Source organism: Lentzea sp. DG1S-22, assembly GCF_036321065.1.
Taxonomy (GTDB): domain Bacteria; phylum Actinomycetota; class Actinomycetes; order Mycobacteriales; family Pseudonocardiaceae; genus Lentzea; species Lentzea jiangxiensis.
The window spans coordinates 3357459-3379381 of record NZ_CP143276.1; the positions used below are offsets into that span (position 1 = coordinate 3357459).

21 protein-coding genes and 2 pseudogenes are annotated in these 21923 nt (G+C 70.7%); 4 read left to right on the top strand and 19 right to left on the bottom strand.

Going from position 1 to position 21923, the window contains the following annotated elements; all coding sequences use genetic code 11:
• The 4 genes and pseudogenes from V1227_RS40645 to V1227_RS14705 form a co-directional block, all read right to left on the bottom strand.
• Positions 1 to 1626, bottom strand: a pseudogene (locus tag V1227_RS40645) (primosome assembly protein PriA); the annotation flags it as partial.
• 810 nt (positions 1627 to 2436) lie between these two features.
• A pseudogene (locus V1227_RS40650) lies at positions 2437 to 2670 on the bottom strand (primosome assembly protein PriA); the annotation flags it as partial.
• 97 nt (positions 2671 to 2767) lie between these two features.
• Complete coding sequence (locus V1227_RS14700) at positions 2768 to 3631, bottom strand: hypothetical protein (protein WP_329793123.1); 864 nt, start codon at positions 3629 to 3631, stop codon at positions 2768 to 2770.
• Between the two features lie 96 nt (positions 3632 to 3727).
• Complete coding sequence (locus V1227_RS14705) at positions 3728 to 5674, bottom strand: phosphocholine-specific phospholipase C (protein WP_329793124.1); 1947 nt, start codon at positions 5672 to 5674, stop codon at positions 3728 to 3730.
• Positions 5675 to 5854: 180 nt separating this feature from the next.
• On the opposite strand from V1227_RS14705, the gene V1227_RS14710 reads away from it, so the two are divergent.
• The gene (locus V1227_RS14710) at positions 5855 to 6139 is read left to right on the top strand and encodes a hypothetical protein (RefSeq protein ID WP_329794226.1); all 285 of its coding nucleotides are present in this window, start codon (positions 5855 to 5857) and stop codon (positions 6137 to 6139) included.
• Positions 6112 to 6339: a hypothetical protein gene (locus V1227_RS14715; protein ID WP_442916533.1), complete on the top strand. Its 228-nt coding sequence runs from the start codon at positions 6112 to 6114 to the stop codon at positions 6337 to 6339. The genes V1227_RS14710 and V1227_RS14715 overlap by 28 nt, the downstream gene beginning before the upstream one ends.
• Here the strand turns inward: V1227_RS14715 and V1227_RS14720 are convergent.
• Positions 6329 to 6955 carry a hypothetical protein gene (locus V1227_RS14720; RefSeq protein WP_329793125.1) on the bottom strand — a complete coding sequence of 209 codons (627 nt, stop codon included), beginning with the start codon at positions 6953 to 6955 and terminating at the stop codon, positions 6329 to 6331. The genes V1227_RS14715 and V1227_RS14720 overlap by 11 nt on opposite strands.
• Positions 6901 to 7119: a hypothetical protein gene (locus tag V1227_RS14725; protein WP_329793126.1), complete on the bottom strand. Its 219-nt coding sequence runs from the start codon at positions 7117 to 7119 to the stop codon at positions 6901 to 6903. Before V1227_RS14725 ends, V1227_RS14720 begins: the two co-directional genes overlap by 55 nt.
• Positions 7120 to 7277: 158 nt before the next feature.
• On the opposite strand from V1227_RS14725, the gene V1227_RS14730 reads away from it, so the two are divergent.
• Positions 7278 to 7406 (top strand): hypothetical protein, encoded by a 129-nt coding sequence (locus V1227_RS14730; RefSeq protein ID WP_329793128.1) that lies wholly within the window; start codon positions 7278 to 7280, stop codon positions 7404 to 7406.
• Between the two features lie 144 nt (positions 7407 to 7550).
• Here V1227_RS14730 and V1227_RS14735 read toward each other — a convergent pair whose 3' ends face one another.
• The 13 genes from V1227_RS14735 to pyrR form a co-directional block, all read right to left on the bottom strand.
• Positions 7551 to 8408 (bottom strand): hypothetical protein, encoded by an 858-nt coding sequence (locus V1227_RS14735; RefSeq protein ID WP_329793129.1) that lies wholly within the window; start codon positions 8406 to 8408, stop codon positions 7551 to 7553.
• 276 nt (positions 8409 to 8684) lie between these two features.
• Positions 8685 to 9887, bottom strand: coding sequence for a methionine adenosyltransferase (metK, locus tag V1227_RS14740; RefSeq protein WP_236219963.1), 1203 nt, complete (start codon positions 9885 to 9887; stop codon positions 8685 to 8687).
• A gap of 37 nt (positions 9888 to 9924) precedes the next feature.
• Positions 9925 to 11178 carry a bifunctional phosphopantothenoylcysteine decarboxylase/phosphopantothenate--cysteine ligase CoaBC gene (coaBC, locus tag V1227_RS14745; RefSeq protein WP_329793130.1) on the bottom strand — a complete coding sequence of 418 codons (1254 nt, stop codon included), beginning with the start codon at positions 11176 to 11178 and terminating at the stop codon, positions 9925 to 9927.
• The gene (rpoZ, locus tag V1227_RS14750) at positions 11175 to 11453 is read right to left on the bottom strand and encodes a DNA-directed RNA polymerase subunit omega (RefSeq protein ID WP_045313812.1); all 279 of its coding nucleotides are present in this window, start codon (positions 11451 to 11453) and stop codon (positions 11175 to 11177) included. Before rpoZ ends, coaBC begins: the two co-directional genes overlap by 4 nt.
• Before the next feature lie 2 nt (positions 11454 to 11455).
• On the bottom strand, positions 11456 to 12052 hold the full coding sequence (gene gmk, locus V1227_RS14755; protein ID WP_236219961.1) for a guanylate kinase: 597 nt from the start codon (positions 12050 to 12052) through the stop codon (positions 11456 to 11458).
• Positions 12049 to 12366, bottom strand: coding sequence for an integration host factor, actinobacterial type (gene mihF, locus V1227_RS14760; protein WP_030471603.1), 318 nt, complete (start codon positions 12364 to 12366; stop codon positions 12049 to 12051). Before mihF ends, gmk begins: the two co-directional genes overlap by 4 nt.
• Positions 12367 to 12661: 295 nt before the next feature.
• Complete coding sequence (pyrF, locus tag V1227_RS14765) at positions 12662 to 13474, bottom strand: orotidine-5'-phosphate decarboxylase (RefSeq protein ID WP_329794031.1); 813 nt, start codon at positions 13472 to 13474, stop codon at positions 12662 to 12664.
• Positions 13475 to 13479: 5 nt separating this feature from the next.
• Positions 13480 to 16782, bottom strand: coding sequence for a carbamoyl-phosphate synthase large subunit (gene carB / locus V1227_RS14770; RefSeq protein WP_329793132.1), 3303 nt, complete (start codon positions 16780 to 16782; stop codon positions 13480 to 13482).
• A 1-nt stretch (position 16783) separates the two neighbouring features.
• Entirely contained in the window at positions 16784 to 17926 is a 1143-nt protein-coding gene (carA, locus tag V1227_RS14775) for a glutamine-hydrolyzing carbamoyl-phosphate synthase small subunit (RefSeq protein ID WP_442916493.1), read from the bottom strand.
• Complete coding sequence (locus V1227_RS14780; protein ID WP_329793134.1) at positions 17893 to 18381, bottom strand: PH-like domain-containing protein; 489 nt, start codon at positions 18379 to 18381, stop codon at positions 17893 to 17895. The genes carA and V1227_RS14780 overlap by 34 nt, the downstream gene beginning before the upstream one ends.
• Entirely contained in the window at positions 18378 to 19658 is a 1281-nt protein-coding gene (locus V1227_RS14785) for a dihydroorotase (protein ID WP_329793135.1), read from the bottom strand. The genes V1227_RS14780 and V1227_RS14785 overlap by 4 nt, the downstream gene beginning before the upstream one ends.
• A complete protein-coding gene (locus V1227_RS14790) occupies positions 19655 to 20587 on the bottom strand; it encodes an aspartate carbamoyltransferase catalytic subunit (RefSeq protein ID WP_329793136.1) in 933 nt (310 codons plus the stop codon). The genes V1227_RS14785 and V1227_RS14790 overlap by 4 nt, the downstream gene beginning before the upstream one ends.
• Positions 20584 to 21156 carry a bifunctional pyr operon transcriptional regulator/uracil phosphoribosyltransferase PyrR gene (gene pyrR / locus V1227_RS14795; protein WP_090097999.1) on the bottom strand — a complete coding sequence of 191 codons (573 nt, stop codon included), beginning with the start codon at positions 21154 to 21156 and terminating at the stop codon, positions 20584 to 20586. The genes V1227_RS14790 and pyrR overlap by 4 nt, the downstream gene beginning before the upstream one ends.
• A 257-nt stretch (positions 21157 to 21413) precedes the next feature.
• Between pyrR and bldD the strand changes: the two genes are divergently transcribed.
• Entirely contained in the window at positions 21414 to 21902 is a 489-nt protein-coding gene (bldD, locus tag V1227_RS14800; protein ID WP_030471611.1) for a transcriptional regulator BldD, read from the top strand.
• Positions 21903 to 21923 lie beyond the last annotated feature (21 nt).

The following is a 21923-nucleotide window of genomic DNA, read 5'->3' on the forward strand; positions in this document are numbered from 1 at the left end:
CTACAGGACCTCGAGCGGGTCGAGCTTGATCCGCACCAGCTCCTGCTCCTTGCGCGCCGTCCGGACGGCCTGCGCCTCGGCCAGCACAGCGGCGAGCTGACGGCCTTCGGCGCGCGAGACGCGGACCAGTGCGCGTTCCCTGGTCTCGTCGTCGCCCAGCGGCACCGGGCCGAGGACCTCGCCGGTCGGCGGCAGCCGCAGCTCGTCGAGCAGGGCGTTCACCGCGTCCGGGGTGCCGTCGACGGTCGCCATCCGGACCGCAGGCGGGAAGCCCAGTTCGGTCCGCGCGGCCAGTTCGGTGGCGGCGTGCCACACCGGGTCCCAGCGGACGAGCGCCTGCACCGGGGTCAGGGCCGAGTCGGCGATCACGACCACGCGGCCGTTGCCGGGACGCACGAGGCCTGCCGCCGTCATCCACCGCCGGAGCGCTTCCTCGGAGGCGCGCAGGTCGGCGCGGCCGAGCAACGCCCAGCCGTCGAGCAGCAGCACCGCGCCGTAGCCGCCCTCGGCCACGGGTTCGGCGCCGGGCGTGGCGACGACCAGGGCGGGTTTGCCCGGCACCTTGATCAGCACCTCGTCCGCACCGCTGGTCCGCACCGGGTGACCGGGGAACGCGCGCCCGAGCTCCTCGGCCGTGCGCCGGGCGCCGATGATCTGCCCACGCAGCTTGCGCGAGCCGCACGTCGGGCAGCGGAACCCGGCCTCGGTCGCCGCGCACCACCGGCAGTACGCGGGCTTCGGCAGGCCGTCCTCGGTGCCGCCGGGCAACGCCAGGGGCCCCGCGCAGCGACGACATCGGGCCGGTCCACGGCACTGACCGCACGCCAGGGACGGCACGTACCCGCGCCGTGGCACCTGGATGAGCACCGGCGAGTCGGCCAGGGCGAACCGGGCCGCTTCGAACGCGATGGACGGCAGCCGAGCCGTGCGAGCGGCGGGGTCTTTGACGTCCTGCCACTCGTTGTCGCCCACGGACACCACACGCGGCGCCACAGCACGCAGCGTCTCGCGCGACGCCACGATCTCGTGCGCCCAGCCGGTCTCGACCAGCAACTGCGCCTCGGCCGTGCGCGCGAACCCGCCGATCAGCAGCGCGGCCCCCGTCATGTGCGCACGCTGCACCAGCACGTCCCGCACGTTCGGGTACGGCGACCGCTGCTCGACGTGCAGGTCGTCACCGTCGTCCCACACCACGAGCAGCCCAGGGTCCTTGACCGGCGCGAAGGCCGTCGCGCGCGTGCCGACCACGACTCGCGCCACGCCCCGCCGCACCGCGAGCCAGCGCTTGTACCGCTCGGACGGCCCGAGGTCGGCCGAGAGGGTCACCACGCCCTCGATCAGCACGGCGCACGCCTCGGCGACCCGCGCGAGGTCGCGGTGGTCGGGTACGACGATCACCACGCCGCGGCCGGTCGACGCGACGGCGGCCGCCGCCTCGGCGAGGCGGGCGGGCCAGTCCTCGGAGGGCAGCGCCTGCCAGACGGCGTGCGCGGGACGGCCCTCGCGCAGGGCCTCCAGGTACTTGGGGCCGCGGGGGTACCGCGACCAGGCGTCCGCGGGAACGGGCGGCAGCTGGGAGCGCACGGGCTGTTCCGCGGAGTGCGCGGCGGGATCGACCGGCGCGGCGGGCCCAGCGGTGGGGCCGACCGGCGCGGCGGGCACCGCGTCTGCGTCTGCGTCGGCGTCGGCGTCGGCGTCGGGTGCGGGTGCGGCGTCGGGCGAGCCGGACGACTCCGCGCCTCCGGACGCCGCCGGGTTTGCGGGCGACGTCCGGTCGGCGGGTGGCGCGAGCGCGATGGGATCGACGGGCGCGGCGGACATGGCGGGGCCGCCGGCCGCTGTGGGGCCGGGGGTCGCTGTGGGGCCGGGGGTCGCTGTGGGGCCGGGGGTCGCTGTGGGGCCGGGGGTCGCTGTGGGGCCGGGGGGCGCTGTGGGGCCGGGGGTCGCTGTGGGGCCGGGGGTCGCTGTGGGGCCGGGGGTCGCTGTGGGGCCGGGGGGCGCTGTGGGGCCGGGGGTCGCTGTGGGGCCGGGGGTCGCTGTGGGGCCGGGGGGCGCTGTGGGGCCGGGGGTCGCACCGGAGTCGGCGGTCACGGCAGCGTCAGCAGCCGCACGGGAATCGCCGCCCACGGCGGAGTCATCCTCCACGGCGGAGTCGGCGCCATCGGCAGAGTCGGCTGCCTTGTTTGGGTCGGCGGCTGCGGCGGAGCCCTCGGCCACAGCGGCGTCCTCGGTCACGGCGGGGCCGGCTGCCTCCGGCGAGTCCGCGGCTCCTGCCGCCGGAACCACCTGGGCCGCCTGCTCCCCCACCCAGGCCGGGACCCGCGGCAGCGGCGGCGCCTCCCCCGACGGCGCGGCCTCCGCACGGGCGTGGCGCGGCGGGATGGCCAGGCGCAGCACGTCGATCATGCCGCCCGCGTACCGGTCGGCGATGGCGCGGGCCAGTGCGGCGATCTCCGGTGCCAGCACCGGTTCGGGCGAGACGACCTTCTCGAGGAACGCCAGTTTCTTGCCGTACTCGGAGGTCTCGACGCGCTCCAGGAGGTAGCCGTCGACGAGCTGGCCCGCGAACCGCACGCGCACGCGGCAGCCCGGGACGGCGGTCGCGTCCAGTTCGGACGGAACGGCGTAGTCGAAGGGCCGGTCGAGGTGGGCCAGCGGCACGTCCACCACGATCCGGGCGACCGGCAGCGACTCGGCGGGGACGCGCTCCCCTTTCTCGCTCCGGTCTTCGCGCTCATGCCCCTGGTGTATCAGACACCACCGACAGTCACGCGTTGCGCCTCACCAAACCGGTGAAGCCCGCCACGAACAGGGTCGCGAACGCCCACGCCAGGGCCTGCGGCAGCCACGTCGACGCCAGCACGAACCGGCCCGCTCCCGAGGCCGCGTCGACGGTGCAGCGCGCCGCGTCGACCTTGACCAGCGGCGTCGCGACGTTGAGGGCGTAGCCGACCTGTTCGACGGTCGAGCACCGCACGGCATCGGAGAGGAGCACCACACCCACTGACACGGCGAGCACCCCCGCGAGCCACACCAGGGCGAGCCCGGGGCGGTAGCCGTGCCCGACGGTCACCCCGCGGACGAGGTGCCACGTGCGGCCCCACCGGGGGAGCTGGCCGCGGCGGTGCAGGTCGCGTTGCGCGGCGATGCGGATCCGGCGCACGTCGCGTTCGTGGCCGGCGGCGGAGTGCGCCGCGGCGAGCTGCACCCACGGCTGCGTCGAGTAGTAGGGCGTGCGGGTGGAGAGCAGCGTCAGCAATTCGTCCACAGTGGCGTCGCGCGGTAAACCCTCGTAGACCAGGCCTTCGAGCTGCACCCGGCCCTCGATGCCGTCCAACGGCATCAGCAGCTCCTTGCCGACGCGCACGTGCCGCAGGTCGAGCGCGGCGCCGGGCGAGCGGAACCGCCCCTGCCGCAGCACGAGCTGGCCGTCGCCGGAGTCGGTGACCTGACACCCCCGCATGAGGAAGATCCCGCCCCCGACGTGCAGGTCGACGATGTTCAGCGTCACCACGCCCGCCGCGTGGAACCCGTCCTCCGGGTAGACGCTGCCGCCGATCCGCATGTGCAGCGCGGGCGCCACCAGGCCCGAGAGGTCCAGCACGGAGAAGTGCGCGCGGTTGAGCAGCACGGTCTCCTCGGTGGTGCAGTCCCCCTCGGTTCCAGCGACTCGTGGTCGACCATCTGCCGCCGGATCTCGTCCCCCGTGATCTCCACGGGTCAGACGTCAGCCTGAGATCGACTCCTGACCGTTCTCGATGTGACCGCACAGGCGCCGGCGGAACTCCGGTTCCTCCTCCACCGTGACGGTCAGGTCGTACCAGCCTGAGTTCATCGCGGTCAGCCACGGGATCACGTGCCGATGACCCGGCCTCACGACGTAACGACGCCGCCCCAGCACGAACGTCAACCGCGTCGATCCGCTGTTCTCGAACGTCAACGTCAGCACACGGCTGTATCCGCGCACCGACGACGAGACACGCGCACGGTCAGACGACGACCCGGCGAACTCACGGCGGAAACCGTTGGGCCCCAGCAGCACGAGGTCGTGCTCCCCCGCGACCTCCACGGACGCGGTCGACGTGACGTCGAAGTGCTGCGGCAGCGCGAACTGGCCCGAGTACGGGTACAACGCCAGGTGAACGGACGCGGACCCGGTGTTCGACATCTCCAACCGAGAACCGCGCAACGACGCATCGGGCTGATAAGGCAATGCGCGCGCACGCCGACGCCCGGGCTCCTGCTCGGGCATCTTCTGCGTCGAAGGCGGCGACGGACGCCAGCGCGGAGTGGCGGGCGGAACGGCGGCGGGCTCACCGACCTCCGGCCACGTCCGCTTCCGGTCGAAGTCGAACGCCGAGGTCAGGTCCCCGGACACGGTCCGGCGCCACGCGGAGATCTCCTCCGAGCGCACCCCGGTCCACTTCTCGAGGAACTGCGTCATCGACGTGTGGTCGAAGACCTGCGAACACACGTAACCGCCTACGGACCACGGCGAGACGACGGTCATCGGTACACGCGTACCGAGTCCCAAGGGCTTGTCGCCCACGTACTCGTCGGTGACGGACAACGGCGGCCGCGGCGGCGGCACGTGGTCGTAGAAGCCGTCGTTCTCGTCATAGGTGATGAACAGGACCGTCGATTCCCACACCTCCTGGTTCGACGCCAGCGCGTCCAGCACCTGGTAGGTGATCGAGGCCGAGGCAGCGGGGGACGACGCACCGGGGTGCTCGGAGTCGACGGACGACGGCACGAGGTACGACACGGCCGGCAACCGCCCCGCCTCGACGTCCGCGCGGAACGCCTCCCCCAGCCCACCCGGCCGCACGCGGTGCAGTCCCCTGGCGTACAACGACCTCTCGGCGGCGGTGAGCCCGGACAGGTCGATGGACCCGATCAGCGCGGCGTCCCCCGTCCCGTACAGCTTGTCCAGCGACTTGAACCCGGCGGGCAGCACCTTGCGCGCGATCTCCTTGAACCGCGCGAAGAACTCCAGGTTGTTGTCCTGGAAGTTGTCCCACTCCTGGTACACCCGCCACGACCGGCCCGCCGCCTCCAGGCGTTCCGGGTAGGTCGTCCAGGTGTACCCGGCGTGGGTGTCCTCGCTGTAGGCCGCGTTGCCGGTCGCCCTGACCCCGGACGGCTCGAACCCCGTGTAGCCGGACACCCAGTAGTTCCGGTTCGGCGACGTCGAGGACGGCACCGAGCAGTGGTAGGCGTCGCACAGGGTGAAGGTGTCCGCGAGCTCGTAGTGGAACGGGATGTCCTGGCGGGTGTAGAACGCCATCGTCGCCGCGGTCTTCGCCGGCACCCAGTTGTCGTTCCACCCGCCGCGCAACGCCGAGTGCCCGCCGTTCCAGCTGTGGTCCAGGTCGCCGATGTACTGGATGTCGCGTCCGGAAGCCGCCTCACGCAGCGGGAACGGCAGCACGCCCGACTGGTTGAACACACCCCTCAGCGCGTTGCGATCGGAGAACCCGCGTACGCCGCGAAGAGTTCCGTAGTAGTGATCGAACGAACGGTTCTCCTGCATCAGCAGCACGACGTGCTTGATCGCGCGCAACCCTCCTGCACGAGGCTCACGGGCCAATGCGGCGTACACCGACGGTGGAAGCAACGTGCCCGCACCGGCAGCAGCAACCGCGGCCATGAACCCACGACGAGAGAGCGACATGAACCGAGTTTCTAGCCCCACGACATGTCGCGGAACCGACCCCCGTATGAACAACGGCCCCGGATGACCAGCGCCTCGTTCACAGATCACAGTGGCGAGCCGCGCTCTGCTTAGCGTTCGGGCAACGCTCCGTTGCGACTCTTCCGATCGTAGGCAACACACGGAAGAGGGGAAGCAACCATGAGACTGCGCATCGCTGCTGCGGCGCTCGCCATCGGCCTGTGCACCGCGGGTGTCGCCACAGCCGACGAGGTGCCGCCGGAATTCCGGAACAGACCGCCGCTGTCGGCCTGCTACAACGCCGTACCCACGATCGTCGGCGCGGGGTTCATCACGGGCACCCCGCTGCCGGACGTCATCCTCGGCAGCAACGAGCCCGACACCATCGTCGGGTTGGGGGCAACGACGTCATCGTCGGACTCGGGGGCGACGACCAGCTGTTCGGCGGCCCGGGCAACGACCTGATCTGCTCCGGCTGGGGTGACGACCAGGCCCAGGGCGGTCCGCACCACGACACCGTCCACGGCGAGCCCGGCACCGACAAGCTTCTCGGCGGCGACGGGATGGACCTGCTCTCGGGCGACCTGGGCCCCGGTGACGAGGGGGACGGCGAGGCCGGGTTCGACTTCTGCACGGCGTCCACCGAGGTGCAGGTCAGCTGCTGACGGCCGTCTGCCGCAGCAGGATCTCCGTGGCGCGGTCGGGTCCCACCCCGAGCTGCCGCAACGAGTCCAGCACGCGCGCACGGACCTCCACCATCCTTTGTGGATTCCGTGCGCGCATCGCGGCCGCGAGCGCCAGCCGGTGCCCTCGCGGGTCGAACGGCTCCAGCGCGAGCGCCCGTTCGGCCAGCCGGCAGGCCTCGGCCGGGTCCGCGGTGACGAGCCGGCGTTCGCCCAGTGCCACCAGGTTGTCCACGTGCCGCGCCCGGATCCGGGCCAGCTCGGCCTCGCACAGGTCGGCCAGGTCCGGGGCGGGGCCGACGCGGTCCACCAGCCACGTGCCCAGCCTCGTCCTGCCCTTCGCGGCGAAGCGGATCGCCAGCTCCGCCGACCACGGCAGCGGGAGGAAGCACAGGGCGTGCTCCTCGGACAGCTCGGCGCGCGGATCGCCCTGCCTGGCGCGGAGGAACGCGCGCCCGGTCGCTCTCGCCCGCCGACGCGACGGCCCGAGATCTGTTCCGTCCCAACGCTCTCGCAGTTCTTCGTTGAGCACATGACCCAGCGTCAGGAACCGGCGCAGATGGCGCTCGGCGAGCGCGATCTCGACCGGCCACCGCACCAGGTGCCGCTTGTGGAGGTCTCGAGCCAGGTCCTCGTCGCCGCCGTCGCCGCCCGCGACGCGCAGGCCGGCACCGCGTCACGCGGGTTGTCCTGCTCCTCCCGCAGCTCCGACGTGATCTCACCGAACGACGCGGCGATGACGGTGTGCAACGCACGCGCCACGAACTCACCGCGCGCCGTGCTGTCCGCGTCCTGCCCCGGGAACTCGACAGCTCGGCCGCGTCCTGTCCCCGCCCGCACATCGACAGGCAGGGCACGTGGAACCTGATCCTGGACACCGACAACGCCGGGGGCACCTGAGCGGTGGGCGCCTGGGCGAGGTGCACGAGCGCTTTCTCGGGATCACCGGCCAGCTCGGCGAGCACGGCGGCGACGCTGTGCTTGAGCAGCCCGAGGACGGGCGTGGTCGCATCGATTCGTTGTGCCTGCTGGGCAACCTGCCAGCCTGACCAGTTCTCCCCTGGAGTGCGCCGTGATCACCGCCTGACCCAGCGCCACCGCGGCGAGCTCGTGGTCGCCGTCGTCGAGCATCCGCGCGCAGGCCTGGTCGACGAGGTGGTCGATGGACGGGTCGGCGAAGTCCTGCGCGTGCGTCAAAGCGGCTTCGAGCAACAGGAACACGGCCGCCCGGCGTGCTGAGCGGGCACGGCGTCCATCCACCTCTGAGCCGTGGCACTGGGCAGCACCGACAACGTGGTGCGCACCAGCTCCACCGCGAGCCGCGCCAGCAGGTCCCAGTCGCACGCCTCGGACGCCACCCGTCCGGCCGCCGCCAGATCTCCACGCGTCGTGAGCACGTCGACTGCCTTGTCTCGCAGGTAATCCGTGGAAACGAGAGTCGCCCACAGGTCGTGTGCCCGATACCGGCCGTCATCGAGCCGGTCGGCCAACGGCACCTCGCGGACGACTTGTTCCACATTGGCCGTTCTTCCCGCGACCGCGGTGATCTCCTGGTCGCTTGCGGATCCCAACACCACAAGCGCCGCCAACGTCGTGCGGGTCTCTTGGGGCAGACGACTCAACACTTCTTCGGCGTCGTAACGCCACGACGCACCCGGTCCGGCCGTGAGCGACAGCCTGATCAGCGCGGGCCAGCCGTGGTTCTCGGCGAGCTCGCGCCCGAACCTGCCGGCGAGCGCGGACGTTTCCGCGTCGGTGAAGGCGAGGTCGGCGGTGTCGATCCTGACCACCTCGCCCGCCGCCTCCCTGCGCGCCAACGGAAGACACGGCACCGTTCGCCCGGACAACACGAGATGCGCCGTATCGGGCAACGCGCGTGCGACGGCTTCGAGCAGTTGCGCGCCCGGCGATCCGTTGGGCACCTCGTGCACGTCGTCGAGGAATAGGCACACGTCGGGCGGTGCCTTGTGCCTCAGTGCTTCGAGAACATCCTGTGCGCGCACCTCGGCACCGCGCTCCGCACCGAGTGCGTCCAGGATCGCTGCCGCCAACCGGCACGCGTCCTCGTGACCGGGCCCGCACGTCACCCGGGCGTCGATGCCGCGCGGCTACTGGAAGTTCGCGCGCACGGCTTGGGCGAGCGCCGTCGTCTTGCCGAAGCCCGCGCCGGCGACGACCATCGTGGCCGGGCGGCACCAGCGGGCGCGAAGCCGGTCGACGCGAGGCGCAGGCGAGGCAGCTCGACGTCGAGCGGGCGCGGCGCGCAGGCCCTACGAACGCCGGACGGCCCGCCTCCCCGAGGGGAAGCGGGCCGTCCGGAAGCCGGATCAGGCGCCGGCGGCGCTGCGCAGTGCCTCGGCGCGGTCCGTCGACTCCCAGGGGAGGTCGACGTCGGTGCGGCCGAAGTGGCCGTACGCGGCGGTCGGGGCGTAGATCGGGCGCAGCAGGTCGAGGTCGCGGATGATCGCGGCGGGCCGGAGGTCGAAGACCTCGGTGATGGCCTGCTGGATCTTCTGCGGGTCGACGGTCTCGGTGCCGAAGGTCTCGACGAACAGGCCGACGGGGGCCGCCTTGCCGATGGCGTAGGCGACCTGGACCTCGACGCGCGTGGCCAGGCCGGCGGCGACGGTGTTCTTCGCGACCCAGCGCATGGCGTAGGCGGCGGAGCGGTCGACCTTCGACGGGTCCTTGCCGGAGAAGGCGCCGCCGCCGTGGCGGGCCATGCCGCCGTAGGTGTCGACGATGATCTTGCGGCCGGTGAGGCCCGCGTCGCCCATCGGGCCGCCGATGACGAAGCGGCCGGTCGGGTTGGTCAGCAGGCGCACGTTCGCGGTGTCGAGGCCGAGCTCGGCGATCTCGGGGGCCACGACGTGCTCGCGCAGGTCGACGCCGAGGAGCTTCTCGAGGTCGATGCCGTCGGCGTGCTGGGTGGAGATGACGACCGTGTCGAGGCGCACGGGCTGGTCGCCCGCGTACTCGATGGTGACCTGGGTCTTGCCGTCGGGGCGCAGGTACGGGACGGTGCCGTCCTTGCGGACCGCGGTCAGGCGGCGCGAGAGGCGGTGGGCCAGCGCGATCGGCAGCGGCATGAGCTCGGGCGTGTCGGTGCACGCGTAGCCGAACATCAGGCCCTGGTCGCCGGCACCCTGCTTGTCGATCTCGTCCGCGGCACCCTCGACGCGCTCCTCGAACGCCGTGTCGACGCCCTGCGCGATGTCCGGGGACTGCGCGCCGATGGCGACGTTCACGCCGCAGGAGTTGCCGTCGAAGCCCTTCTGCGACGAGTCGTAGCCGATCTCCAGGATCTTCTCGCGGACGATCGTGGGGATGTCCGCGTACGCCTCGGTGGTGACCTCACCCGCGACGTGGACCTGACCGGTGGTGACCAGGGTCTCCACCGCAACGCGGGAGCGCGGGTCCTTGGCCAGCAACGCGTCCAGGATCGAGTCGCTGATCGCGTCGCAGATCTTGTCCGGGTGTCCCTCGGTCACCGACTCACTGGTGAACAGCCTGCTGCTGTGCTGGCTCACGGACACTCCTTAATTGCGGGTTGGACTTCGGAAAATTCTACTGAGACTCGGTGGAGCGAGCGGTAACCGCGTCCCACACCGCGGACGCCACTTGCGTTTTCGAGCCGTGCGGGATAGGCGTCTCGGAGCCGTCCGGCGACAGCAGCCAGCCGGCGTTGTCCTCCTGCTCGAACGCCTTGCCGTCACCGACCGCGTTCAGCACCAGCAGGTCGCAGCCCTTGCGGCGCAGCTTGGCCCGGCCGTAGTCGAGCACCGACGTCGTCTCGTCGCCGGTCTCCGCGGCGAACCCGACGATCAGCTGGCCGGTGCGACGTGCGGAAACGAGCTCCACGAGGATGTCGGGGTTCTTCGTCAGCGCGATCGGGTCGGGGTCGCCGTCGGTCTTCTTGATCTTGTGGCCGGCGAGCGACACCGGCCGGAAGTCGGCCACCGCGGCGGCCATCACGACCACGTCCGCGTCGGCCGCGACCTTGTGCATGGCGTCGCGCAGCTCCACCGCCGAGCCCACCCGCACCAGGTCGGCCCCCGCCGGTGTGGCCAGGTCCGCCGTGTTGCCCGCGACCAAAGTCACTCGTGCACCGCGCTGCGCGGCCACCCGCGCGAGCGCGTAGCCCTGCTTGCCGGACGACCGGTTGCCGATGAACCGCACAGGATCGAGTGCTTCTCGCGTGCCGCCGGCGGAGATGGCCACGTGCAGGCCTTCGAGCGAGCGCTTCAGGGCGTCCGGCCGCACGAGCAGGAGCCGGGCCAGCTCCACGATCTCGGCGGGGTCGGGCAGACGACCCTTGCCGGTGTCCTTGCCGGTCAGCCGGCCGGACGCGGGCTCGGCGACGACGACGCCGCGCGAGCGCAGCAGCGCCACGTTGTGCTGGGTGGCCGGGTGCTCCCACATCTCGGTGTGCATCGCCGGCACCAGCAGGACCGGGCAGCGCGCGGTCAGCAGGGTGTTCGTCAGGAGGTCGTCGGCGAGGCCGTGCGCGGCCTTCGCGATGAGGTTCGCCGTCGCCGGGGCCACCACGACGAGGTCGGCGTTCTGCCCGAGCTTGACGTGCGGCACCTCGTGCACGTCGTCGAACGGGTCGGCGGACACGACCTGGCCCGACAGCGCCTCGAACGTGGCCGCTCCCACGAACTTGAGCGCGCCCTCGGTCGGGACGACCCGCACGGAGTGACCGGACTCCGTCAGCCGCCGCAGCACCTCACAGGCCTTGTACGCGGCGATGCCCCCGCCAACGCCCAGGATGATCCTGGGCTTGGTGGGGGCATCAGCGTCACTGGACGCGGAGGTCACTCGCCCTCGGTGTGCTCGAGGAGACCCGCGTGGATCTCGCGCAGAGCGATCGAGAGGGGCTTCTCGCGCGGACCCGGCTCGACGAGCGGGCCGACGTACTCGAGCAGGCCTTCTCCGAGCTGGGCGTAGTAGTCGTTGATCTGGCGGGCACGCTTCGCGGCGTAGATCACCAACGCGTACTTCGAGCTCACCTGCTCCAGCAGGTCGTCGATCGGCGGGTTGGTGATGCCCTCCGGGGAACCGGTCAGGTGACCGAGCTCGGTGTGGGTGATCACTTTCAGACTCCTGAAATTCGTGGTCCGACCATCAAGGATAGCAAGTCGGCGGCGGCCGACTGCACGTCGGCGTTCACGACGACCTCGTCGAACTCCTTCTCGGCCGCCAGCTCCTCGCGGGCGATCTCGAGACGGCGGGCGACGACGTCCGGGTGTTCGGTGCCCCGCCCGGTCAGCCGGCCGACCAGGTGCTCCCAGGACGGGGGCATCAGCATGACCAGCTGGGCCTCGGGCATGGCCACGCGGACCTGCCGCGCGCCCTGCAGTTCGATCTCCAGCAGTGCGGGACGGCCGGAAGCCAGCGCTTCCTCGACGGGCCTGCGAGGTGTTCCGTAGCGGTTTCCGGCGAACTCGGCGTGTTCGAGGAACTCGCCCGCGTCGACCATCTGCTGGAACTTCTCGTGGTCCACGAAGTGGTAGTGCACCCCGTCGACCTCGCCCGGCCTCGGCTTCCTGGTGGTCGCCGAGACGGAAAAGTACACATCGGGCTGCTGCCTGCGCAGCTCCGCCAGGACGCTGGACTTGCCAACGCCGGACGGCCCGGACAAGACGGTGAGGCGGGGACGGGCGGAACCCGCCCCCGCCTCGGTGCCAATCACTCTCCGCTGAACTCGGAGAGCAGGGCCTTGCGCTGGCGGTCACCGAGACCGCGCAGGCGACGGCTGGGAGCGATCTCGAGGCGCTCCATGATCTGCTGCGCGCGAACCTTGCCGACGCCCGGGAGGGCCTCGAGCAGCGCGGACACCTTCATCTTGCCCAGGACCTCGTCGCTCTCGGCGGCCTTGAGCACGTCCGTCAGGGTCGTGCCGCCGCGCTTGAGGCGCTCCTTGAGCTCAGCCCGAGCGCGACGAGCGGCAGCAGCCTTCTCCAGCGCTGCGGCTCGCTGCTCCTCGGTAAGCTGGGGAAGAGCCACGATTTCCTCCGTGGTGTGGATTCTTTTCGGATCGGTGCCGCGACCGTACCGACCGCAATTGCCTGAGTACAACGTGACCCAGTCAGGTAAATCTTCAGCGGTCATGAGTGATGCGGCGGGTGGTAGTAGTACCAACACCCTCCGGCGGCCTGATCACCGCCACCGACTACTCGTCGCGCACTCCAGGTGTGCTATGAGGCCGGTGACCAGCGGGGCAGCCGGTGGCGTGGACCCTACCAACACATGTTTGCCCAGGTGAGCGCGCCACACCCCAAAAGTTGCGGCGCGCCCCTCCTCAGAGGCTCTCCTGAACCCTCCGCACGGCGCTGACCAGCGAAGACACGTCGGGCCCGTGCTTGAGAACATCTCGTGAAGAAGTCGGAAAGACGTTGCGCATGTCGGGGCCGAAGAGCCGTTTCAGATCGGTCACCGAGCCACCCTGAGCGCCGAAACCGGGCGCCAGGATCGGTCCGTTGAACCCCGCGAGGTCCACATCCGTTTCCCCGATCGTGGCACCTACGACGAGACCGACATCGCCGCACGGGGAAATGCCGGAATTCCGAGCCGTGGCGAAATCGATGATCGTTTGCGCCACGGTTCGCCCGTCCGGAGCAACCGAGCGCTGGACCTCGGCACCCTCCGGGTTGGAGGTGAGGGCGAGGACGAACACGCCCCGGCCCGCCGCCCGCGCCGTGTCGAGCGCGGGCTGCAGCGATCCGAAGCCGAGGAACGGCGAGACCGTGACGGCGTCCCCGGCGAGCGGTGAGCCGTCGGCGAGGTACGCCTGCGCGTAGGCGGCCATGGTCGAGCCGATGTCGCCGCGCTTGGCGTCCACGAGCACCAGCGTGCCCGAGTCGCGCAGCCCGGCGACCACCCGCTCCAGCACGGCGACGCCGCGCGACCCGTAGGCCTCGAAGAACGCCGCCTGCGGCTTCACCATCGACACCTTGCCGCCGAACGCCTCCACGGCCGTGAGGGCGAACCGTTCGAGGCCCTCCGCGGTCGGCGAGAGGCCCCACGCCTCCAGCAGGCTCGGGTGCGGGTCGATGCCGACGCACAGGGGTCCGTGCTCCGCGACGGCCTTCGCGAGCTTCTCCCCGAAGTTCACCGCCGTCACGCGTCACCCCGCAGCGCGGCCTGGAGGGCCTGCAGCGGCTGGACGCCGATGTCACCCTGGATGAGCGCCTCGATGCCGTGCACGGCCGCGGCGGCGCCCTGGATCGTGGTGACGCACGGGATGTCCTTGGCGACGGCGGCGGTGCGGATCTCGTACCCGTCCACACGGGGACCGCTGTTGCCGTACGGCGTGTTGAAGATCATGTCGATCTCGCCGTTGAGGATCATGTCGACGACGTTGCCCTCGCCCTCGAAGTGCTTGCGCACCTCGGTGCACGGGATCCCGTTGCGCTTCAGCACCTCCGCGGTGCCGGAGGTCGCGAGGATCTGGAAGCCGAGGTCCGCGAGGCGCTTGACCGGGAAGATCATCGCGCGCTTGTCGCGGTTCGCGAACGACACGAACACCTTGCCGGAGGTCGGGAGCGAGCCGTACGAGGCCGTCTGCGACTTCGCGAACGCCTTGCCGAACGACGAGTCGATGCCCATGACCTCGCCCGTGGACTTCATCTCCGGGCCGAGCAGCGAGTCGACGCCGTGGCCCTCGGGCGTGCGGAAGCGGTGGAACTGCATGACGGCTTCCTTGACCGCGACCGGCGCGTGCTCGGGCAGCCGGGCGCCGTCGCCGGTGGCCGGCAGCACGCCCTCCTCGCGCAGTTCCGCGATCGTGGCGCCGAGCATGACGCGCGACGCGGCCTTGGCCATCGACACGGCCGTCGCCTTGGACACGAACGGCACCGTGCGCGACGCACGCGGATTTGCCTCCAGGACGTACAACACGTCGTCCTTGAGCGCGTACTGGACGTTCAGGAGGCCCTTCACGCCGATGCCGCGGGCGATGGCCTCGGTGGAGCGGCGGACGTTCTCGATGTCCGACGCGCCCAGCGTGATCGGCGGCAGCGCGCAGGAGGAGTCGCCGGAGTGCACGCCGGCCTCCTCGATGTGCTCCATCACGCCGCCGATGAACACCTCGTCGCCGTCGCACAGCGCGTCGACGTCGATCTCGATGGCGTCGTCGAGGAACCGGTCGACCAGCACCGGGTGCTCGGGCGTCACCTCGGTCGCGCGGGCGATGTAGCCCGACAGCGACTCCTCGTCGTAGACGATCTCCATGCCGCGCCCGCCGAGAACGTAGGAGGGCCGCACGAGGACCGGGTAGCCGATCTCGTCCGCGATCTCCTTGGCCTCGTCGAACGACGTGGCGGTGCCGAACTTCGGCGCGGGCAGCCCGGCTTCGGTCAGCACCTTGCCGAACTGGCCGCGGTCCTCGGCGAGGTGGATCGCCTCGGGCGTCGTGCCGACGACGGGCACGCCGGCGTCGGACAGGCGCTTCGCGAGGCCGAGCGGCGTCTGGCCGCCGAGCTGCACGATCACGCCGGCGACCTCGCCGGAGCGCTGCTCGGAGTGCACGACCTCCAGCACGTCCTCGAACGTCAGCGGCTCGAAGTACAGGCGGTCGGAGGTGTCGTAGTCCGTCGACACCGTCTCCGGGTTGCAGTTGACCATGACGGTCTCGTACCCGGCCGCCCGCAGCGCCATCGCGGCGTGCACGCAGGAGTAGTCGAACTCGATGCCCTGGCCGATGCGGTTCGGGCCGGAGCCCAGGATCAGCACCTTCGGCTTCTCCCGCTGCTCCGCGACCTCCGACTCCGCGTTCGGGTCGAGCTCGTAGGCGGAGTAGTGGTACGGCGTCTCCGACTTGAACTCCGCCGCGCACGTGTCGACGGTCTTGTAGACCGGCCGCACGCCCAGACGGTGCCGCAGCGTGCGCACGCCGTCCTCGCCGGCGAGCTCCGGCCGCAGCACGGAGATCTGCCGGTCGGAGAGACCGGCGCGCTTCGCCTTGCGCAGCAACGGTTCGTCGAGCACCGGTGCGTCGAGCAGCTCCTGGCGGAGGTTGCCCAGCCACGCGATCTGCTCGACGAACCACCGGTCGATGCCCGAGGCAGCGTGGACGTCCTCAATGGACGCACCGAGCCGCAACGCGCGCTCGACCGTGTAGAGGCGGCCGTCGTGACCGCGCTCCAGCTGCTTGAGCGTGGACTCCAGCGTCACGCCCTCGGGGTCGGGCTGGGTCCAGAAGCCGACCGACTTGGTCTCGAGCGACCGCAACGCCTTGCCGAGCGCCTCGACGAAGTTGCGGCCGATCGACATGGCCTCGCCGACCGACTTCATCGTGGTCGTGAGCGTCGGGTCCGCGCCGGGGAACTTCTCGAACGCGAACCGCGGCGCCTTCACGACCACGTAGTCGAGCGTCGGCTCGAACGACGCCGGGGTCTCCCCGGTGATGTCGTTGGTGATCTCGTCGAGCGTGTAGCCGATGGCGAGCTTCGCGGCGATCTTGGCGATCGGGAAGCCGGTCGCCTTGGACGCGAGCGCCGACGACCGCGACACGCGCGGGTTCATCTCGATGACGACCATGCGGCCGTTCTCGGGGTGGATCGCGAACTGGATGTTGCAGCCACCGGTGTCGACGCCGACCTCGCGGATGACCTGGATGCCGACGTCGCGCATGTGCTGGTACTCGCGGTCGGTCAGCGTCATCGCGGGCGCGACCGTCACCGAGTCACCGGTGTGCACGCCCATCGGGTCGATGTTCTCGATCGAGCAGATGACGACGACGTTGTCGTTGCGGTCGCGCATCAGCTCGAGCTCGTACTCCTTCCACCCGAGCACGCTCTCCTCGATCAGCACCTCGGTGACCGGGGACTCCTCCAGGCCGATGGCCGCGAGGCGTTCCAGCTCCTCCTCGGTGTAGGCCATGCCGGAACCCAGGCCGCCCATGGTGAACGACGGCCGGATGACGACCGGCAGACCCAGCTCGGCGACGGTCTTGCGGACCTCGTCCATCGTGTTGCACACGGCCGAACGCGGCACCTCGGCGCCGATCTTGCGCACCAGGTCCTTGAAGATCTGCCGGTCCTCGCCGCGCTGGATGGCGTCGACGTTCGCGCCGATCAGCTCGACGTTGTACTTCTCCAGCACGCCGCGCTCGTGCAGCGCGATCGCGGTGTTCAGCGCCGTCTGGCCGCCCAGCGTCGCCAGGATCGCGTCGGGGCGTTCCTGCGCGATGACCTTCTCCACGAACTCGGCCGTGATCGGCTCGATGTAGGTGGCGTCCGCGAACTCGGGGTCGGTCATGATCGTGGCCGGGTTGGAGTTCACCAGGCTGACCCTGATGCCCTCCTCCCGCAGCACCCGGCACGCCTGGGTGCCGGAGTAGTCGAACTCGCACGCCTGGCCGATGACGATCGGGCCGGAGCCGATGACCAGGATGTGCTTGAGATCAGTCCTCTTGGGCATGTCAGCGGCCGCCGTTCATCATGGTCACGAAGTCGTCGAACAGGGGCGCGGCGTCGTGCGGTCCGGCCGCGGCCTCGGGGTGGTACTGCACGGAGAACGCCGGCGCGTCGAGCAGCCGGACGCCCTCGACGGTGCCGTCGTTCGGGCAGTAGTGCGACAGCACGGCGCGGCCGAACTCCGAGGAGAACTCCTCGCCCGGCGTGCCCTCCAGCGCGAACCCGTGGTTCTGCGAGGTGATGGCGACCTTGCCGGTGGTCACGTCGATGACCGGGATGTTGATGCCGCGGTGGCCGTAGCGCATCTTGTAGGTCCCGCGGCCGACGGCGCGACCCAGGATCTGGTTGCCGAAGCAGATGCCGAACAGCGGCAGCTCGCGGCTCAGCGCCTCCTTCGTCAGAGCGATGGCGTGGTCCTGCGTGGCCGGGTCACCCGGGCCGTTGGACAGGAAGAGGCCGTCGGGGCTGACCTTCAGGATGTCGTCGAAGGTGCTGGTCAGCGGCAGGACGTGCACCTCGATGCCGCGTGCCGCCATCATCCGCGGGGTGTTCGACTTGATGCCCAGGTCGAGCGCCGCGACGGTGAACTTCTTCTCGCCGATCGCCTCGACCACGTACGGCTTGTCCGTGGTCACGTCGACCGCGAGGTTCGCGCCGACCATCTGCGCCGACGCCTTGACCTGCTCGACCATCGACGCGTCGTCGGTGAGCTCCGCGCCGGAGAACACCCCGGCGCGCATGGCGCCCTGCTCGCGGATGTGGCGGGTCAGCGTGCGGGTGTCGAGGCCGGAGATGCCGACGACGCCCTGGTTCGCGAGCTCCTCGTCGAGGCCGCGCCTGGACCGCCAGTTCGACGGCGTGCGCGCGGGGTCGCGGACCACGTAGCCGGCGACCCAGATCTTGGACGACTCGTCGTCCTCGTCGTTCCAGCCGGTGTTGCCGATCTGCGGTGCGGTCTGCACCACGATCTGGCGGTGGTAGGAGGGGTCGGTCAGGGTTTCCTGGTACCCGGTCATGGCCGTGGAGAACACGACCTCGCCGAGCGAGACGCCGGTCGCTCCGTACGCCTCACCGCGGAAGACACGTCCGTCTTCCAGCACCAATGCCGCGTTCGTCACGCCTTGCCTCCCACGAGTGCTGCTACCCATTCTTCGTAAACGTCTTTGTCGTCACCGCGGAAACCAGTGTCGAACAGGTGGCCATCGTTTTCCCACTGGACCACCAACAAGCCTTCCTCGCTGAACATGACCTTCCCGGCGAGGCCCCGGTCCGTGCGGGCGTCGCGGATGGACGCGGCCGGGATGAAGATCGGTGTCGCGCCGACGCGGTCGATCGCGACGCCTTCGGGCACCAGGCTGAGCGTCGCCTCGGCGCGGTGGCCGATGTCGCCGACCTGGATGCGGTCCTGCCAGTTGCCCGCGTTCGTCGTTCCGATGTAGACGCCCGTGGTCGTGAGCCGCGCCGTGCCGAGCTGCCGCGGTGTCGACGGGAACGCCGGCAAGTCCGCCTGCGCGCGCTGACGCCGCTTCCAGCCGTGCCACATGCCGTACACGCACAGCGCGAAGAGCAGGAAAACCGCCAGGGACAGCAGAACGCGGGTCATTGCGCAATCCTCCCCGCGAGTGCGGTCACCCGGCCACGCAAGATGGTGGCCGTCACCGCGGCGGGCAGCTCCATGCCCTCGAAGGGGGTGTTGCCCGCGATGCTCGCGAGCTGCGCGCCGTTCACGGTCCAGGAGGCGTCCGGGTCGACCAGCACCAGGTTCGCGGGCTCGCCGACCGCGATCGGGCGGCCCTGGTCGGTCAGGCCGGCGATCTCGGCGGGCTTCTCGCTCATCACCCGCGCGACGCCGCGCCAGTCCAGCAGCCCGGTCCTCACCATCGCCTCGACGACGATGCCGAGCGCGGTCTGCAGGCCGAGCATGCCCGGGCGGGCCGCCGACCACTCGCAGTCCTTGTCCTGCACGGCGTGCGGGGCGTGGTCCGTGGCGACGCAGTCGATCGTGCCGTCGGCCAGCGCCTGGCGCAGCGCGTCGACGTCGGCCTGCGTGCGCAGCGGCGGGTTGACCTTGTTGACCGGGTCGTAGGTGGCGAGCCGGTCGTCGGTGAGGATCAGGTGGTGCGGGGTGACCTCGGCGCTGACCTTGGTGCCGCGGGCCTTGGCCCACCTCAGGACGTCCGCCGTGCCGGTGGTGCTGACGTGGCAGACGTGCAGCTTCGCGTCGACCTGCTTCGCGAGGATGCAGTCGCGGGCGACGATCGACTCCTCGGCCGCCGCCGGCCAGCCCTGCAGGCCGAGCCGTGACGCGTTCTCGCCCTCGTGCGCCTGCGCGCCGACGGTGAGCCTCGGCTCCTCGGCGTGCTGGGCGATGACAGCGCCCAGCGCCTTCGAGTACTCCAGCGCCCGGCGCATGATCAGCGGGTCGTGCACGCAGTGGCCGTCGTCGGAGAAGACGCGGACGTCGGCCTTGGACTTGGCCATCGTGCCGAGCTCGGCGAGCTTCTCGCCCTTGAGGCCGACCGTGACGGCGCCGACCGGGTGGACGTCGACCAGGCCGACCTCCCGGCCGCGGCGGGCGACGTGCTCGACGATGACGGCGTTGTCGGCGACCGGGTCGGTGTTGGCCATCGCGAACACCGCCGTGTACCCGCCCAGAGCGGCGGCCCTCGAGCCCGTCTCGATGGTCTCCGTGTCCTCGCGGCCGGGTTCGCGCAGGTGGGTGTGCAGGTCGACGAAGCCCGGCAGCAGGACCGCGCCGTTGCCCTCGATGATCTCGGCGTTCTCGTCCGAACCCTCCGCGATCACGCCGTCGCGGATCAGCAGGTCGATCGGTTCACCCTCGCCGTAGGGCCTGACTCCCTTGAGCAACAAGGGTTTCACGCGGTTTCCTCCTCGTGGGCAAGCAGGTGGTACAGCACGGCCATGCGCACGTGGACACCGTTGCGGACCTGCTCGGTGATGGCGGCCCGCGGGCTGTCGGCGACGACGGAGGCGATCTCCATGCCGCGCAGCATCGGGCCGGGGTGCAGCACGACGGCGTGCTCGGGCAGCAGCTTCAGGCGCCGCTCGTTGAGGCCGTACGCGATCGAGTACTCGCGCGAGCTCGGGAAGAACCCGCCGGTCATCCGCTCGGCCTGCACGCGCAGCAGCATCACCGCGTCCTGGCTCGCGAGCTCCGAGTCGATCTCGTGGGAGACGGTGACCGGCCAGTTCTCGACGCCGGTGGGCAGCAGGGTCGGCGGCGCGACCAGCGTGACCTCGGCACCGAGCGTCGTCAGCAGGTGCACGTTCGACCGGGCGACGCGGCTGTGCAGCACGTCGCCGACGATCGCGACCCGGCGGCCGTCGAGGCCGCCGAGGCGGTCGCGCAGCGTGGCGGCGTCGAGCAACGCCTGCGTGGGGTGCTCGTGCATGCCGTCGCCCGCGTTCACCACGGACGTGCTGGTGTGCTTGAGCCAGCCCGCGAGCCGGTGGGCGGCACCGGACGCAGGGTGCCGCACGATCACGCAGTCGGCGCCCGCGGCCTGCAGGGTCAGCGCGGTGTCGCGCAGCGACTCGCCCTTGCTGACGCTGGAGCCGGAGCTGCTGACGTTGATCACGTCCGCGGACATCCACTTGCCGGCGATCTCGAAGCTCACGCGGGTGCGGGTGCTGTTCTCGTAGAACATCGTGATCACCGTGCGGCCGCGCAGCGTCGGCAGCTTGCGGACCTCGCGGCCGAGCAGCGCCTGCTTCAGCCGGTCCGCGGTGTCGAGGATCGCGATCGCCTGGTCGCGGTCGAGGCCGTCGGTGGAGAGCAGGTGCTTCACTTCAACACCACTCCGTCGCGGCCGTCGAACTCCTCGAGCATCACGACGACGTCCTCGGTCTTGGACGTCGGCAGGTTCTTGCCCACGTAGTCCGCGCGGATCGGCAACTCGCGGTGACCGCGGTCGACGAGCACGGCCAGCTGGACGGCACGGGGCCGGCCGTGGTCGCGCAGGGCGTCGAGCGCGGAGCGGATCGTGCGGCCGGAGAACAGCACGTCGTCCACGAGCACGACCAGCTTGTCGTCGATGCCGCCCTCGGGCAGCTTCGTCGCCTCCAGCGGCCGCGTGGGCCCCCGGCGCAGGTCGTCGCGGTAGAGCGTGATGTCGAGCGTGCCCTCGAGCACGGTCCGGCCGGAAAATTCGGCGATCTTAGCGGCAAGGCGCCGTGCGAGAGGGGCTCCTCGGCTGGGAATACCCATCAAGACGACGTCGGGTGCGCTGGGTGCATCGAGAGCGGTCTTCTCGATGATCTGATGGGCCATTCGGGCGACGGTGCGCGCGACGTCACCGGCCGAGAGGATCTCGCGATCTCCGGCCGGATCCGTCGCGCCACGTTGACGTGACGCCACGGCTGGACCTCCTTCCCCGCCTCACTGGACGGGTCCTTAAAGGACGTCGGACACCTGGTCAAAACCAGGCTGACCTGCACGGTATCACCTGCGGGCGGTCAGCCGTCCGAGTGGTGCGCCAGGCGTGGCGCGCGTCTCTGTTTGAGATCAGCTTGACCTGTCGACCACGGCGAGTAATCATTACTCTGCGTATCGATCTAAGCCTCCCCGCAGCACGCCCGTACTGCTGACGGGGCGAATGAACGGAGAACCGCCACATGGGCGACTACGCCAAGGCGCTGGGGGCCAAGCTCCGCGCTATCCGCCAGCAGCAGGGTCTGTCCCTGCACGGCGTCGAGCAGAAGTCCGGCGGTCGCTGGAAGGCGGTGGTCGTCGGCTCGTACGAGCGCGGTGACCGCGCGGTGACCGTGCAGAAGCTGGCCGAGCTGGCCGACTTCTACGGGGTTCCCGTCGCCGAGCTCCTGCCCGAGGGCCGCGTGCCGTCGGGTGCCGAGCCGGCCACCAAGATCGTGATCAACCTCGAGCGGCTCCAGCAGCTGCCGGTCGAGAAGGTCGGCCCGCTGGCCCGCTACGCCGCGACCATCCAGTCGCAGCGCGGTGACTACAACGGCAAGGTCCTCTCGATCCGCACCGAGGACCTGCGTTCGCTCGCGATCATCTACGACATGACGCCGGGCGAGCTGACCGAGCAGCTCATCGACTGGGGCGTGCTGCCTCCCGAGGCCCGTCCCGCCAAGGAAGACTGAACTCCCGCCTGGAGCAGTGGC